The sequence below is a fragment of the Microbacterium oleivorans genome (assembly GCF_001691565.1).
GTDB lineage: Bacteria > Actinomycetota > Actinomycetes > Actinomycetales > Microbacteriaceae > Microbacterium > Microbacterium oleivorans_B.
In genome coordinates this window covers 1,484,670-1,498,421 of the sequence record NZ_MAYO01000003.1, presented here as the reverse complement: position 1 = coordinate 1,498,421, position 13,752 = coordinate 1,484,670, and the positions used below count along the sequence as shown (strand labels likewise).

Sequence of the window (13,752 nt, the reverse complement as noted above, 5' to 3'; positions counted from 1 at the left end):
CATGACCCCCCGACCCGGTACTCCGGGCTCGCAGATCGCGAGCCGACTCGGCGTCACCGAACGCATTTTCGTGGGACCGCGGATGCGGAAGCTCCTCACCACCGTCGAAGAGGGGCTCGACCTCGTCGAAGCCCGCCTCGCCGGTGAGTTGAAGGTCGGCGATTCGCTCGCCGACGTCACGTCCCGCTACCTCTACGAGGCCGGCGGAAAGCGGATGCGGCCGATGCTGGCGATCCTCACGGCGCAGCTCGGCTCCGGGGTCACCGACGACGTCCTCGCGGGCGCCACGGCGCTCGAGATGACCCACCTCGGTTCGCTGTACCACGACGACGTCATGGACGAAGCGGACCGTCGTCGCGGCGTCCCCAGCGCTCACGCCGTGTGGGGCAACAGCGTCGCGATCCTCACGGGCGACCTGCTGTTCTCCCGCGCCAGCCAGCTCATGGCGCAGGTGGGCGAGCGGGCGATCCGGCTTCAGGCTGACACGTTCGAGCGCCTCGTCCTCGGACAGATGCACGAGACCGTGGGTGCCCAGCCGGGCGATGACCCGGTGGAGTTCTACCTGCAGGTTCTCAGCGACAAGACGGGTTCGCTGATCGCCGCCGCCGCCGAGACAGGGGTCGTCTTCTCCGACGCATCCGACGAATACGCCGCCCCCGTCCGGGAGTTCGGTGAGCGCGTGGGCGTCGCCTTCCAGCTTCTCGACGACGTCATCGACCTGTCGGCCGATCCGGCCGAGACCGGCAAGGTGCCCGGAACCGACCTGCGCGCCGGCGTGCCGACCATGCCGTACCTGCTCCTCGGTCGCGCGACCGACCCGGCCTCGCAGGCGCTGAAGGTCACGATCGACGAGGGTGTCGCTCGCATCTCCGACGGTGCCGACCCCGCGATCCTCGACGAGCCGCTCGCGCAGCTTCGCGTGCACCCCGCGACCGAGGCGACCCGCCGGCTCGCGCATGAGTGGTCGGACCGTGCCGTTGCCGCTCTCGCGCCCCTGCCCGACGGTCAGGTCCGCGAGGCGCTGACACGCTTCGCCCAGGTCGTCGTCGACCGCTCCAGCTGAAACCCGGCGGATTCGCCGCTTCTTCGTCAGGCCCGCACGCGGGCTCTCGGAAAGGACACCCATGACCAAGCTTCGGCTGGCCATCGTCGGCGCAGGACCTGCCGGCATCTACGCGGCGGACATCCTCCTCAAGGCCGAGCGCAAGTTCGAGGTCTCGATCGACCTGTTCGACCACCTGCCCGCCCCGTACGGACTGGTCCGCTACGGCGTCGCGCCCGACCACCCGCGCATCAAGGGCATCATCAACGCCCTCCGCGACGTGCTGGACCGCGGCGACATCCGCATCTTCGGCAACGTCCGCTTCGGCACCGACATCACCCTCGCCGACCTCAAGAAGCACTACAACGCGGTCATCTTCGCGACCGGTGCGATCAAGGACGCCGATCTCGACATCCCCGGCATCGACGCCGAGGGCTCCTTCGGGGCCGCCGACTTCGTGAGCTGGTACGACGGCCACCCCGACTTCCCGCGCGAGTGGCCGCTGGATGCGGCATCCGTTGCGGTCCTCGGGAACGGAAACGTCGCTCTCGACGTCGCGCGCGTGCTCGCCAAGCACGCGGACGACCTCCTCCCCACCGAGATCCCCGCCAATGTCTACGAGGGGCTCAAGGCCTCTCCCGTGACCGACGTGCACGTCTTCGGTCGGCGCGGTCCCGCGCAGGTGAAGTTCACCCCTCTCGAGCTCCGCGAGCTCGGCGAGCTGAACGACGTCGACATGGTCGTCTACGACGAGGACTTCGACTACGACGAGGCCTCGAAAACGGCGATCGCGTCGAACAAGCAGGTCATGGTCATCGACCGCGTGCTGCAGTCGTGGCGCAAGCGGCCCAGCGTCAACAACGCCGGCGGCGAGGCGAGCCGCCGCCTCCACCTCCACTTCTGGGCGCGTCCCGTGGAGATCACGAAGGATGCCGACGGCCGCGTCGCCTCGATCATCACCGAGCGCACCCGTCCCGACGGGTCCGGCGGGGTTGAGGGAACCGGCGAGATGCGCGAGATCGCCGTCGGCCAGGTCTACCGCGCGGTCGGCTACTTCGGCTCGCCGCTGCCGGACGTGCCGTTCGACAAGCGCCACGGCGTGATCCCGAACCACGAGGGTCAGGTCGTCGAGAAGGGCTCGAACGAGCGTGTCCCCGGCGTCTACGCGACCGGGTGGATCAAGCGCGGACCGGTGGGTCTCATCGGCCACACCAAGTCCGACGCGATGGAGACCATCCGTCACCTCATCAACGACCAGGCATCGTGGTGGAGCCCTGAGGACCCGTCCGACGAGGCGATCATCGCCCTGCTCGCCGAGCGTCAGGTCGCCTGGACCGATCTCGACGGCTGGCACCGACTCGACGAGCACGAGGTCGCCCTCGGCGCCCCGCACGAGCGCGAGCGCATCAAGGTCGTCGACCGCGACGAGATGGTGCGGGTCTCGCGCGGGGAGTGATCACGCGATGACCGGCGGCTGGGAGCAGGACGTCCTGGGGCGTCCGTTCGAGCGCCTCACGCTGCCGCTGGGCAGCGACCAGGAAGGCGAGGTCGTCGCGACGCTCGTCCGTCTCGATCCGCCGAGGCTCGCGGGCCTCACCGGTCCGCTGCGCGACGTCGACGTGATCTACCTCCACGGCTGGTCGGACTACTTCTTCCAGGTGGAGCTCGCCCGGTTCTGGGCGTCGCTGGGAGCCCGATTCCACGCCCTCGACCTCCGCAAATACGGTCGGAGTCTGCGCCCCGGTCAGACGCCCGGCTTCGTCACCTCGCTCGACGTCTACGACGCCGACATCGCCGCGGCGCTGGCGGCCATGGGGCATCCGCTCGATGAACCTCGTGGCGGTCGCCGACTGGTGATGATGGGACATTCCACCGGCGGGCTCACCGCGACGCTCTGGGCCTCACGTCATCACGGCCGGCTCGACGCACTCGTCCTCAACAGCCCGTGGCTGGAACTGCAGCTGGGCACCCTGGGCCGACAGGCGTTGTCGCCGCTCGTCCAGATGCGCGCCCGAGTGGACCCGATGGGTGCGCACCCCGTCGTCGACCTCGGCTTCTACACCCGCGCGCAGACCGAGGTCGGCGCTCTCCCGGTGCGTGGGTACCGGCGCGAATGGCGACCCGAACGCGGCTTCCCCACGCACCCCGGCTGGTTGGCGGCGATCGTCGAGGGGCACCGGCGGGTGTCGGCGGGCGTCGATGTCGGCTGCCCGACGATCGTCATCCTCTCCACGAAATCGACCAACCCCTTCGCGTGGAACGCGGAGATGACCGGCAGCGACTCCGTCCTCGTCGTCGACGACATCGCCCGTGCGGCGACCCGCATCGGGCGGGACGTGACGCTCGCGCGGATCGAGGGCGGCATCCACGACATCTTCCTCTCGCGCCCCACTCCACGGGCCGACGCCTACCGAAGCCTCGAGCGCTGGCTCATGCGGGGTGTGTTCGGCCGCTCGCGCGGTTCGAGGCGAGCCCGAGCGTCAGGCTGATCACCGCGCCGAGCAGCATGACGCACGCCATCGGCAGCGCCGTCTCCTCGCCCCACAGACCTACGACCGGTGTCACGAGCGCACCGACCGCGAACTGACACGCGCCCATGAGCGCCGCTCCCGCCCCGCGGTTGCTCGCCGTCGCGCGGGCGAGGCCCAGGGCGTTGGCGTTCCCGAACGTCAGCCCCGCTGCGCCCATCGTCGTGAACGCGCAGGCCAGGAAGAGCGGGATGGACAGGATGCCAGCGGCCGCCGCCGCGGTCATGACCGCCCCGGATGCGACACCGAGCGACGCGCCGACCACCAGCATCCGCTCCGGTCCGATCCGTGGCGCATACGTCGCGTTGATCAGGTTGGCGATCAGGAGCGCGGCACCGCCGCCGGCGAAGCCGAGCCCGTAGAGAAGGGGCGGCATGCCGAGGATGACCTGGCCGACGAAGGGGGATGCCGCGACGTAGGCGAACAGGCCCGCGAAGCCGGAGACGTAGGCGCCGGTGTATCCGAGGTAGATCGGATCCCTCAGGAAGTGGCCGAACGAGGATCGCATGGCCCGGAGGCCACCGGTGTGCCGGAGTTCCCCGGGGAGCGATTCCGGGACGACGAGCCAGGCGAGCAGGAGCATGAGGACGGCGATGACGGCGAGGGCCGTGAGCACGCCGCGCCACCCCGAGAACGACGCGACGAGGCCGCCGATCGGGGGAGCGACGAGGGGGCCGAGCCCGCCCACCGTCGCGATGAGGCTGAGCGCCCGCACGGCGGTCCGCCCGGTGCTGAGATCGACGGCGATGGCGCGCGCGATCACGACGCCCGCGGCGCCCGAGAGCCCTTGCAGCAGGCGCAGGCCGATGAACACCTCGATGTTCGGTGAGGCGATGAGGGCGACGCTTGTGAGGGTGAACGCGGTCGTTGCGAGCAGGAGGACGCGACGGCGACCCCACATGTCCGAGAGCGGTCCGAGGAGGAGCTGTCCGGCCCCCAGGCCGAGAAGGAACGCCGTCAGCGTGAGTTGGACCGTGGCGGGTGCGGCCTCGAGCTCGTCGGCGATCTGCGGGAGCGATGCGAGGTACATGTCGATCGCGAAGGGGCCGACGGCAGACAGGAACCCGAGGACGACGACGAGGCCTCGGGTGAGCTGGGGCGGGGTCATGCCGGTGGGCGCAGCAGCGCGCCGAGGGTTCGGAGCGTGGATTCCAGCCCGACGTCGGGGTCGAGCAGCCACTGGATCTGCAGACCGTCGGATGCCGCGATGAGAAGGGCCGCGAGGTGCTCGGCGGGGACGTCGTCCCGCACGAGGCCTTCGCGCTGCTGGACCCGCAGGCTCTCGGTGATGGACCTGCGGAGTCCCTCGAAACGGGCGGTGAAGAAGTCCCGTCCGACGCCCTCCTCGTCCTCGAGGGACGCGGCGAGCAGCGTGGAGTAGAGGGTCACGAGACCCGGGATGTCGACGTTGCGCCGTGCGGCGTGGATCATCGTGTCGATGCCGGGGCGGAGCTCGGGCGGATTCTCGTGGTTCTGCTCGGCGTGCGCGTAGACGGCGACGAGCAGCTGCTCGCGCGAGTCGAAATAGTGCAGGAGAGCGGCGTGGGACACCCCGATGGCCTCGGCGATCTTGCGGAGCGATGTGCCGCTGGCGCCCCGCTCGCGGAACACCTCGATGGCGCGGTCGAGGATCTCCTGCCGACGGGCGACGCCCTTCGGCCGCGATCCGCGGCGACCGATCACCGCGTCTTCGTCTGCGCCCATGGGGACAGAGTAGGGCGGCGGGAAGAAAACCTCCACCTGGAGGTTAATTCTGATATCGTCGTGGCCACGCCGCCCCGCGGCATCCGACAACGACGTTACGAAGGAAGGCCCATGGCTCTGCCACTCGCCTCAGTCCAGCTCTACACGCTCGCCAAAGAGTTCAGCGAGGACATGTCCGGATCGCTCGACAAGCTGGCTGCTCTCGGCCTGCGCAACGTCGAAGCGTTCGACTTCGTCCGCCGTCCCGATGAGATCCGCGCGGCGCTCGACGCCAGCGGCCTCGCCTCGCCCACCGGCCACGCGCCCCTGCTGTCGGACGAGCTCTGGACGCCGGACGGCTCGATCCCCACTCCCGCTCCCGAGGTCGTCTTCGAGGCCGCAGCGAAGATCGGCATGACCACGGTCATCGACCCGTTCGTGCCCGCAGAGCGCTGGTTCACCGAGGAGGGCGTCGCCGACATCGCCGAGCGGCTCAACCGCCTCGTCGAAACGGCCGCCGGCTTCGGGATGACCGTCGGCTACCACAACCACGCGCAGGAGTTCGTGAAGTCCTTCGACGGGCAGACCGCCTACGACCGCTTCCTCGAGCTCACCGACGACCGCGTCCAGATCGAGCTCGACCTGTTCTGGGCGCTCACCGGCGGACAGGACGTGCCGGCCCTCGTCGAGAAGCTCGGTGACCGTCTCATCGCCGTGCATGTGAAGGACGGCATCGCACCGGCATCCAACCCGTGGGCCCCCGGCGCCGCCGAGTTCGGTTCTGACTCCCTCGAGCAGCTGCGCGCCGGCACCGGCGACGTCCCGCTCGCTGCATCGCTGAAGGCCGGCACCGGCATCCAGTACGCCGTCATCGAGTACGACAAGGCTCCCGGCGACGTGTTCGAGGACATCGCCGCGTCGTACGCCTTCCTGAAGGACGGCGGGTTCATCGCATGACCGGCCCCGTCGGAGTCGGCATCGTCGGTGCCGGTGTCATCAGCCAGACCTACCTCGAGAACCTCACGTCGTTCCCCGACGTGAAGGTGGTCGCCATCGGCGACCTGATCCCCGAGCGCGCCAAGGCCAAGGCCGACGAGCACGGCGTCCCCTCGTGGGGCACACTCGAGGACGTCCTCGGCAACCCCGAGGTCGAGCTCGTCGTGAACCTCACGATCCCTGAGTCGCACATCGAGGTCTCGTCGCAGGCGGTCGCCGCCGGCAAGCACGTGTGGACCGAGAAGCCGCTGGGTCTCGACCGCGAGGGTGCTCGTCAGCTGCTGAAGGATGCCGACGCTGCCGGCGTCCGCGTCGGCTCGGCGCCCGACACCATCCTCGGCCCGGGCTTCCAGTCCGCGAAGCGCGCCATCGCCGAGGGCGTCATCGGTACGCCCCTGTTCGTGCAGACGGCGTTCCAGACGCAGGGCCCCGACCTGTGGCATCCCGAGCCTGCGTTCCTGTTCGCGGAGGGTGCCGGTCCCCTCCTCGACATGGGGCCGTACTACTTCTCGGCGCTCGTCAGCCTGCTCGGACCGATCGCCGGTGTCGCGGCCCGCGGATCGCGCTTCCGCACGGAGCGTCACATCCACACGGGTCCCCGCGCGGGGGAGACCTTCCCCGTCGAGGTGCCCTCGTCGGTGCAGGTCCTGTCGACCTTCGAGGGCGGCCAGCACGGCACGCACCTGCTGAGCTTCGACTCGGCGCTCGAGCGTCACGGCGTCGTGGAGATCCACGGCACCGAGGGCTCGATCGTGCTGCCCGACCCCAACCGCTTCGACGGTCCGACCCGCTACGTGAAGCCGCTCGGCGTCTTCCGCGACGGGATGAAGACCGAGCAGGAGTGGATCGACGTCGAGCAGAAGGGCACGGTCGTCGGCCGTGGTCTCGGTGTCCTCGACATGGTCCGCGCGATCGCGGAGGGCCGCACGCACGTCGCGACCGGCGAGCTCGGCTTCCACGTGCTCGATGTGCTGCTGTCGGCACAGGACTCGGCCGAGACCGGCCAGTACCTCGAGATCGACAGCACGGTCGCGCCGGTGCCCGCGGTGCCGGTCGACTTCGACCCCTTCGCCAGCACGCTCTGATCAGCTGACAGGGCGACGGCCCGGATCCCCTCGCAGGGGTCCGGGCCGTCGTTCGTTCGTCAGCGCGGTTGCTGCGCGCGTACGCGGAACCAGAGGCTCAGTTCGCGTGCGGCGCGCAGGGTGGCCGACGGATCGCCGTGCGATTCGAGGTCGTCGAAGGTGTCGCGGAAGCCCTCGGGAGCGTCTTTGTCGGGCATGGTGATGGGCTCGAAGCCCATCGTCCACTCGGCGAAGTTGCGTTCCTCGATGAATTCGTCGATGAGGACGCGCAGATGGTCGTGGCGCGGATCGCGTTCGATCTTGCCCATCGTCTCGCGGACGGCCTGCTCAGGACCCTCGAGGATCTGGATGAAGCGGCCGTTCCGGTACAGCAGCATCCCGGTGATGTCCCGCTCCGCGTTCGCGTCCCGGCACTGCTGGAGCAGGTCACCGAGTGCCTCGTCGCTGAACGGCTCGGTCGCGGTACTGGAGTACACGACGGAGAACACGGTGTCGTCGGTGGTGGTCATCGGTTCTCCCGGATCGTGAGGATGCCGTTCGCGCCCGGTGCGGACGTCGGAGCCGACGAGAGCGTGCGCATCGCCGACACCAGGTCGGCGAACGTTCCGATCAGAGCCGACCGCATGTCGAAGGCCGCGTACCGACCGTCGGTGCCCCGCTCGATGTAGCCGAGGAAGTTGCCGTCGCGGCTGCCGACGTGGAAGCCGTCTTCGACGCGGGCCCAGACCGTGCCGGGGGTTGAGTGGTGCTCGGGCACGGAAACCTCACTTGCTCGTGGTGCTGACTAGCCACGGTAGGCGAGGGGGAGGGCGGTCCACCCGGGCTTGACAACCCCGACGAGGTACTTCCCCGCGCGTCAGCGGTAGTTGATGAATCGCAACCCGATGATTGCTGATGATTGGCCAGGTCATCGACTGCCGATAGGCAAGGGATTTCTTGATTGCGACTAATTACATGTGATTGCTCGACATTGAGGATCCTGCGGACTGAGTGCGGACTGCCCCGCGAGTCTGTTCGCACGCGCTCCTCGCCGTGCGTCATCATGAGCGAGTGGGGAACGATCAGCCATCGAAGAAGCGGCCGAGTGGGCGCGTCGTACTCGGCGTCGCACTGTTCGCTGCCGGAGTGGGCGTCACGATCTTCCTCGCCTGCCTGCCCCAAGACACGGTGAGCACTCCCCTCGTGAGTGCGCTTCTGGTCATCCTCGCTGCCGTGCTTCAAGGCGGCAGCGCGTTCACGTTTGGCAGCATTGGCCGGGCCGACCCCTCGCTCGCTCGAACAGCCGTCCGTCGGCTGATTGACTTGACTGCGACCACCCAACGAGCTCGTGTTCGAGCTGAAACGGCGTACGAGAATGCCACCGCGAGCGAGATGAAGTCGAGCATGGGCCTGCTCACAGTCGAGCTAGCCGGGATCGAAGAAGGTGTTGCCAGCGCCGCTCTCGACTGGGCAGAGTTCCATCCCGAAGCCATCAAGAAACTCCAGGAGAAGGACCAATGAGCCGCATCGAGGGAAAGGTCGCAACTGTTCTCAACGAGCGCGAGCTGGTGCTGAATGTCGGCGCGGAGGAGGGGGTAGAGATCGGCATGCGATTCAAGATCCTTTACCCGGGCGGCATCCAGATCACCGACCCAGACACGAACGAGCCGTTGGGCAACGTCGAGTGGCCGAAGACTGAGGTCAAGGTCGTGAGCGTGCAACCGCACATGGCGGTTGGGAGGACGTTTCGCACGATCACGATCCCGGAGGTCGGGAATCGCTTCTCGGTGTACCGAGCAGCGAGCTTGCTCGGAATGGACAATTACGAACCGGAGAAGCAGGTGGTAGAAACGCTCCGGTCCAGCGATGGATTCGCAGAGAAGGAGATCGACGCCTCCGAGTCAGTCGTCAAGCGCGGCGATCCCGCAGTCCAGGTTGTCCCGCTCCCCACGAAGGCGAAAAACGCCGAAGCCGAAGAGGGCTACTGAAGTAAGTGGGTGAGCCGGGGTGGCGTGCAGATCTCTTGCTCCACTCCGCCGCTACGATCGGCCGCATGAGCGATTCCTGGGACGCCTCCGACGACGCTGCTGCTTCCATCGCGGGCTATGGCCTGACAGAGCCTTTCCTTCCCGCTCTCGCGTTCATGGAACTCATCCAGCAGGACCCTCTCGACGTCGAGAAGTTCTCCGATGTCGTGACCCCAGAGTCGCTCGCCGCCTGGGGGGACTTCAGCGAGGCGCAGGCGGCGGTCGAGGCCGTCCAGGATTGGGGGATGGGTTCATACCCCGAACCCGCCGCCGATGCGCCTGACGTCGCCTACGTGAAGATCCTCCGCAACGAGCCTGAGGCACGACAGGAGACAGCGGATCGTGTCGTGTATCCCGCGTTGTGGCTCACGCTCGTCTGGCGTCCCGAGTACGGGATGTGGCTTGTGCACGCGCTGGGCGGCCGGCCCTCGGATCCCGATGACGTGCCGCGGTCGTCTCCGGGCGTCGCACCCGACTACACCCGCGCCTGATGCCCGGTCATCTCGCGCACCTTCTCACGCGCACCAAGGTCGAGGCCGTCGCTTGAGTGTTCCGGCGTACGTCAGAGAGAATCGCACTCCGACGATGGAGGAGTGCCTGGTCGAGGCATACGAGGAGTACGCCAGGATTTGGCTGCAAACGCACCCACCGGCACCCCATGCACTGGAGGCACCTGTGAGCTCCGTCCCACGCCTGTTCAAGGTGGTCGAAGTCGCCGAACGGCTCGGCGCCGGCGTCGATTGGGTTTACGCTCGCATTCAGCAGGGGGAGCTCGCAGTGATCGAACTCGGCGACACCCGCAAGAATCAACGCGTCGGCGAAGATGCGTTGGCCGCGTTCCTGACGGAGCGCACACACGGTGGTGCTGAGAAATAGACCGCAGCAGACCGCGGGCAGTCCGTCACCGCCACGTGGCCGCTCAACCAACGGGATATCGATCGTCGCGCCACCCCGGGCGCATTCGTACAAACCGTCAGTCTCCCGCATGACAGTCCCGCAGGTCGGGCACGTCGGCTGAGCGCCGGCGTCGAGGTCATCGTCGAGTTGCACGCGGCCAGCCTAGGTGCGCGGGGGCTACGCTCCGGGGTGCGTCTTCCCCGGCTGATACCCCGGGGCCATCGTCCCAATGAACGCATGGTGCACGCGCGCCGCGGCGTTGCGCAGAGTGTGGGTGGGCTCGAGCTCGACGTCGCGGAACCAGCACCGATAGAAGACGGCGTTGCCGGCCCGGCGGATCTCGACCCGGCCATACTCGACACCGTCGGGCGCGACCATCGTCCACACCCCCGGGGTGCGCTCCTCGGTCGCGAGCATCGGGTGCCAGTCGGGCATCCGCCGATCCTCACGCCGATCGCCGACACGGCAGTCGCCGCAGGGTAATTCGTGCCAGCATCCCCGCCCTCGTGAGCTCCCAATAATAGAGACTTCACGGCTGCCGGGTTGCCGGCAGAAATGGAGGTGATGGCATGAACCACCGCAACGTGCGGACCATCGTCCGAGGCATCGTCGAGATTGTGAAGCTTGTGCTCCTCGCGGTCGTGTGACAACGAAACCGCCCCCGCCCAGCCGTGAGGCCGAGCGGGGGCGGTTCGTCCTTGGGGGTTCAGACAGAGCGGCTGAGCTCGATCTCCCTGAGATATTTGGCGAACGCCGCAGTCCCGTCGAAGTAGTTCGCGTGGGTAACCTTCACGGTTTCAATCGAGTCGGAACCGACCATGACGATGTCCATGTTCGGGTTCTCCCGGTAGGTGCGCTCCAGGTCAGAGTAGTGAGCCAGAGCACTCTTGCTGTCCTCACCGAACGCAAGCGGGTCCTGTATCAGGCGTCCCTTCGTGTGATCGAACACCAAGATGAAGTGCTGGATCGCGGCCATTACACGGTTCCTTTCGCGAGGTAGGGGTCTGCTCGAAGTCTAAGGTCTTGAATACTAGCTAGGAGCGTTTGGGGGATAGCCTGTCCGGACTCATCAAGGGCCATCGCTTCGGACATGGCAGCCATGAACTGCTGCACGTCGTGTGAACCGTCCTGCTTGAGATTCTCTCCGATCAGTGCTGACTGACGTTCGACCGTAATTGCCCACAGATGCATCAGCCGGGTACGCAACTGGATCTCGATACATCTACTATCATACTCCACCACGACGTGCACTCCGCGATACCCCGAAGCCCGTGGATTGCTGATGTAGTCGCTGTAACCCACCACCGGACGCCGCTTGCGCAGGCGGGCCTCCACTCGCCTGATCTCATCCACGCTAGACAAGATCGCGCGACACCCACCGACATCCTGCATGCGAGAGAGAGCCAGCGTCGGTTCGCGGTGAAGCTTGTCGAGAATGGTCATGAAGCGCTTCATTCGCTGGGACACCTCTACCTGGCAACGTTCGGTTGAAATCATCGAACGGAGGCCGTTGTTGGCCTTGACCAATGGGTACTGATGCGCCGCCCGGAAGGCTTCGATCACCCGAATGGCGTGGTCGAGCTGTGCCCGGTCCTCGAGTTCGCCGCGCAAGAATTTCCGGATCCTTGACCCGGCCTTGTTCACCTGCGAGCTGCTGATGTTCACCGCAGTCATCGTCCCTTCCAAAGGCGAGCGTATATCCGGAGCGTATATCCGGGAGGCACGCTGTCGAGGTCTGTGTCGCTGACGCGCGCCATGCAGGTCGGCGCTCTCTGCACGTCTGTGGGAGCCTTCGCCGCGATTGATGCTCCAGAGCGCGCCACGGCTCCGCTGAAACCGACGAAACCGCCCCCGCCCAGCCGTGAGGCGGAGCGGGGGTGGTTCGTTAGTCCATGATGGCGCGTCGTCACGTCACGGCATCCCTCCCATGACCATGCCGCCGAGCACGCGCCCGGCCTTCGCTGCGTCCTTCTCGGGGTCACGCACGGTCGGGTTGACGAAGACGATCTTCTGGGTGATGTTGGGCAGGAGGTGCCCGGCGGATGCCGTCTCGCCGACCACGGCGCACTGCGCGTAAGATGCTGCGTCGCCGGAGACGTACGTGCCGCCGAACCGGCGTGCGGTGTCCGCCAGGATCTGCTCAGACCGCCGACGCTTCGACGGGTGCAGCGGAATATACGCCTCGCCGCCGGTCTCGTCCTCAGCCCACACGCGGTATTCGCCCGCTCCGTGCTCGACCGCGTGATCTCCTCGAACCTGGCCGGGACCGTGAAGGCGCCTCGAGCCCGCCGTGCGTACGTCGCGATGCGGACCCTCACCCTCGATCAGATCCGGGCGATCCTAGACGTGGCGGAGGACTTCCGGCCATTCGTCGAGGTGTGTCTCTTCGCTGGCCTGCGGCTGGGTGAGGCGTCGGGCCTACAGGTCGGCGACGTGCAGTTCCTTGCTCGCGCGATCGACGTGCGCCGACAGGTGCAGGGCGCGACTAACACGTCAGCGACGCTAGTGCCGCCGAAGTACGGCAGTGAGCGCACGATCTGCGTGCCCGCCGAACTGACCGCCTCGCTCAGCGTGCACGTCGTTCGAGCGTCGCTGAGCGACCCGGGCGAGCAACTCTTCCGCACGCCCCTCGGGCGACTCTGGCAGCGCAACAGCGCCGGCGAAGAGTGGCGCCGCGTCCGCGAGGAAGCCGGGCTTCCACAGGATGTGACGCTGCACATCCTGCGGCACACCTTCGCGTCGAATCTCATCGCTGCCGGGTGCGACGTCGTGACCGTTCAGCGCGCTCTCGGCCATTCGCAGCCGAGCATCACCCTGAACGTCTACAGCCACCTGTGGCCCTCCGCCGAGGACCGCACCAGAGCCGCGACGGCCGAGTTCATGGCTTCTGTGGTGCGTCCTGCGGACTCGCTGCGGACCGAGAACAAAGAACCCCAGGTCAGCGGGGTAGCGCTACCGGTAGTTGATGAACTGCAGGTCGACGTCGAGGTCGGCAGCCTTCAGCATCCGCTGCACCTCCTGCAGATCGTCGCGCGACTTCGACTGCACGCGCAGCTCGTCGCCCTGGATCTGCGCCTTGACCGACTTGGGTCCCTCATCGCGGATCAGCTTCGTGATCTTCTTCGCGTCCTCGGAGGAAATGCCCTCCTTGAGCGTCGACACGAGACGGAACTCCTTGCCCGACGGCTGCGGGTCCTCGGACTCGAGGCTCTTCAGCGAGATGCCGCGCTTGATCAGCTTCGACTGGAAGACGTCGAGCACGGCCTTCGCCCGCTCGTCGCTGTTCGCCTTGATGAGGATCGACTCGCCGCTCCACTCGATCGAGGCGCCGGTGCCCTTGAAGTCGTAGCGCTGCTCGACCTCCTTGCGCGCCTGGTTGAGGGCGTTGTCCGCCTCCTGACGATCCACCTTGCTGACCACGTCGAACGAAGAGTCTGATGCCATGCGTTCGAGGGTACCGCTGTACCGAGCGGATGCCGCGGGTCCCGGCATCCGCATCGTTGCGCGCCCGTGAT

The 13,752-nt window shown here is 67.3% G+C and carries 18 protein-coding genes and 1 pseudogene; 10 read left to right on the top strand and 9 right to left on the bottom strand.

Features of this window, described 5'->3' with window-relative positions:
* Position 1 precedes the first annotated feature (1 nt).
* From BBA86_RS10020 to BBA86_RS10010, 3 genes are all read left to right on the top strand, one after another.
* On the top strand, positions 2 to 1,063 hold the full coding sequence (locus tag BBA86_RS10020; protein WP_065571429.1) for a polyprenyl synthetase family protein: 1,062 nt from the start codon (positions 2 to 4) through the stop codon (positions 1,061 to 1,063).
* A gap of 61 nt (positions 1,064 to 1,124) precedes the next feature.
* Entirely contained in the window at positions 1,125 to 2,498 is a 1,374-nt protein-coding gene (locus tag BBA86_RS10015; protein ID WP_065571428.1) for an FAD-dependent oxidoreductase, read from the top strand.
* A 7-nt stretch (positions 2,499 to 2,505) separates the two neighbouring features.
* Positions 2,506 to 3,531 (top strand): alpha/beta hydrolase, encoded by a 1,026-nt coding sequence (locus BBA86_RS10010; protein ID WP_065571427.1) that lies wholly within the window; start codon positions 2,506 to 2,508, stop codon positions 3,529 to 3,531.
* Here the strand turns inward: BBA86_RS10010 and BBA86_RS10005 are convergent.
* Together BBA86_RS10005 and BBA86_RS10000 are read right to left on the bottom strand one after the other, a co-directional pair.
* Positions 3,473 to 4,678 carry a multidrug effflux MFS transporter gene (locus tag BBA86_RS10005; protein ID WP_065571426.1) on the bottom strand — a complete coding sequence of 402 codons (1,206 nt, stop codon included), beginning with the start codon at positions 4,676 to 4,678 and terminating at the stop codon, positions 3,473 to 3,475. The genes BBA86_RS10010 and BBA86_RS10005 overlap by 59 nt on opposite strands.
* Positions 4,675 to 5,274 carry a TetR/AcrR family transcriptional regulator gene (locus BBA86_RS10000; RefSeq protein ID WP_065571425.1) on the bottom strand — a complete coding sequence of 200 codons (600 nt, stop codon included), beginning with the start codon at positions 5,272 to 5,274 and terminating at the stop codon, positions 4,675 to 4,677. Before BBA86_RS10000 ends, BBA86_RS10005 begins: the two co-directional genes overlap by 4 nt.
* Before the next feature lie 111 nt (positions 5,275 to 5,385).
* Here BBA86_RS10000 and BBA86_RS09995 point away from each other — a divergent pair, with 111 nt between their 5' ends.
* A complete protein-coding gene (locus BBA86_RS09995; RefSeq protein ID WP_065571424.1) occupies positions 5,386 to 6,210 on the top strand; it encodes a sugar phosphate isomerase/epimerase family protein in 825 nt (274 codons plus the stop codon).
* Positions 6,207 to 7,334: a Gfo/Idh/MocA family protein gene (locus BBA86_RS09990; RefSeq protein ID WP_065571423.1), complete on the top strand. Its 1,128-nt coding sequence runs from the start codon at positions 6,207 to 6,209 to the stop codon at positions 7,332 to 7,334. The genes BBA86_RS09995 and BBA86_RS09990 overlap by 4 nt, the downstream gene beginning before the upstream one ends.
* Positions 7,335 to 7,393: 59 nt before the next feature.
* On the opposite strand, the gene BBA86_RS09985 is transcribed toward BBA86_RS09990, so the two are convergent.
* Positions 7,394 to 7,843: a BLUF domain-containing protein gene (locus BBA86_RS09985; protein WP_065571422.1), complete on the bottom strand. Its 450-nt coding sequence runs from the start codon at positions 7,841 to 7,843 to the stop codon at positions 7,394 to 7,396.
* Complete coding sequence (locus BBA86_RS09980) at positions 7,840 to 8,091, bottom strand: hypothetical protein (RefSeq protein ID WP_065571421.1); 252 nt, start codon at positions 8,089 to 8,091, stop codon at positions 7,840 to 7,842. Before BBA86_RS09980 ends, BBA86_RS09985 begins: the two co-directional genes overlap by 4 nt.
* Positions 8,092 to 8,459: 368 nt before the next feature.
* Here BBA86_RS09980 and BBA86_RS09975 point away from each other — a divergent pair, with 368 nt between their 5' ends.
* From BBA86_RS09975 to BBA86_RS09960, 4 genes are all read left to right on the top strand, one after another.
* Positions 8,460 to 8,834, top strand: a complete 375-nt coding sequence (locus BBA86_RS09975) for a hypothetical protein (RefSeq protein WP_065571420.1) — start codon at positions 8,460 to 8,462, stop codon at positions 8,832 to 8,834.
* Complete coding sequence (locus tag BBA86_RS09970; protein ID WP_065571419.1) at positions 8,831 to 9,301, top strand: hypothetical protein; 471 nt, start codon at positions 8,831 to 8,833, stop codon at positions 9,299 to 9,301. Before BBA86_RS09975 ends, BBA86_RS09970 begins: the two co-directional genes overlap by 4 nt.
* Before the next feature lie 65 nt (positions 9,302 to 9,366).
* Positions 9,367 to 9,831 carry a hypothetical protein gene (locus tag BBA86_RS09965; RefSeq protein ID WP_141677859.1) on the top strand — a complete coding sequence of 155 codons (465 nt, stop codon included), beginning with the start codon at positions 9,367 to 9,369 and terminating at the stop codon, positions 9,829 to 9,831.
* A 94-nt stretch (positions 9,832 to 9,925) separates the two neighbouring features.
* Positions 9,926 to 10,216: a hypothetical protein gene (locus tag BBA86_RS09960; RefSeq protein ID WP_189318452.1), complete on the top strand. Its 291-nt coding sequence runs from the start codon at positions 9,926 to 9,928 to the stop codon at positions 10,214 to 10,216.
* A gap of 198 nt (positions 10,217 to 10,414) precedes the next feature.
* Here BBA86_RS09960 and BBA86_RS09955 read toward each other — a convergent pair whose 3' ends face one another.
* From BBA86_RS09955 to BBA86_RS09940, 4 genes are all read right to left on the bottom strand, one after another.
* The gene (locus BBA86_RS09955; RefSeq protein ID WP_065571416.1) at positions 10,415 to 10,672 is read right to left on the bottom strand and encodes a hypothetical protein; all 258 of its coding nucleotides are present in this window, start codon (positions 10,670 to 10,672) and stop codon (positions 10,415 to 10,417) included.
* Between the two features lie 271 nt (positions 10,673 to 10,943).
* Complete coding sequence (locus tag BBA86_RS09950) at positions 10,944 to 11,213, bottom strand: hypothetical protein (protein ID WP_065571415.1); 270 nt, start codon at positions 11,211 to 11,213, stop codon at positions 10,944 to 10,946.
* Positions 11,213 to 11,902 carry a RelA/SpoT domain-containing protein gene (locus BBA86_RS09945; RefSeq protein ID WP_065571414.1) on the bottom strand — a complete coding sequence of 230 codons (690 nt, stop codon included), beginning with the start codon at positions 11,900 to 11,902 and terminating at the stop codon, positions 11,213 to 11,215. The genes BBA86_RS09950 and BBA86_RS09945 overlap by 1 nt, the downstream gene beginning before the upstream one ends.
* 246 nt (positions 11,903 to 12,148) lie before the next feature.
* Positions 12,149 to 12,448: a hypothetical protein gene (locus BBA86_RS09940; protein ID WP_065571413.1), complete on the bottom strand. Its 300-nt coding sequence runs from the start codon at positions 12,446 to 12,448 to the stop codon at positions 12,149 to 12,151.
* 93 nt (positions 12,449 to 12,541) lie between these two features.
* Between BBA86_RS09940 and BBA86_RS14785 the strand changes: the two are divergent.
* Positions 12,542 to 13,060 (top strand): annotated as a pseudogene (locus tag BBA86_RS14785) (tyrosine-type recombinase/integrase); the annotation flags it as partial.
* 129 nt (positions 13,061 to 13,189) lie between these two features.
* Here BBA86_RS14785 and BBA86_RS09930 read toward each other — a convergent pair.
* The gene (locus tag BBA86_RS09930; RefSeq protein ID WP_028497481.1) at positions 13,190 to 13,681 is read right to left on the bottom strand and encodes a YajQ family cyclic di-GMP-binding protein; all 492 of its coding nucleotides are present in this window, start codon (positions 13,679 to 13,681) and stop codon (positions 13,190 to 13,192) included.
* Between the last annotated feature and the right edge of the window lie 71 nt (positions 13,682 to 13,752).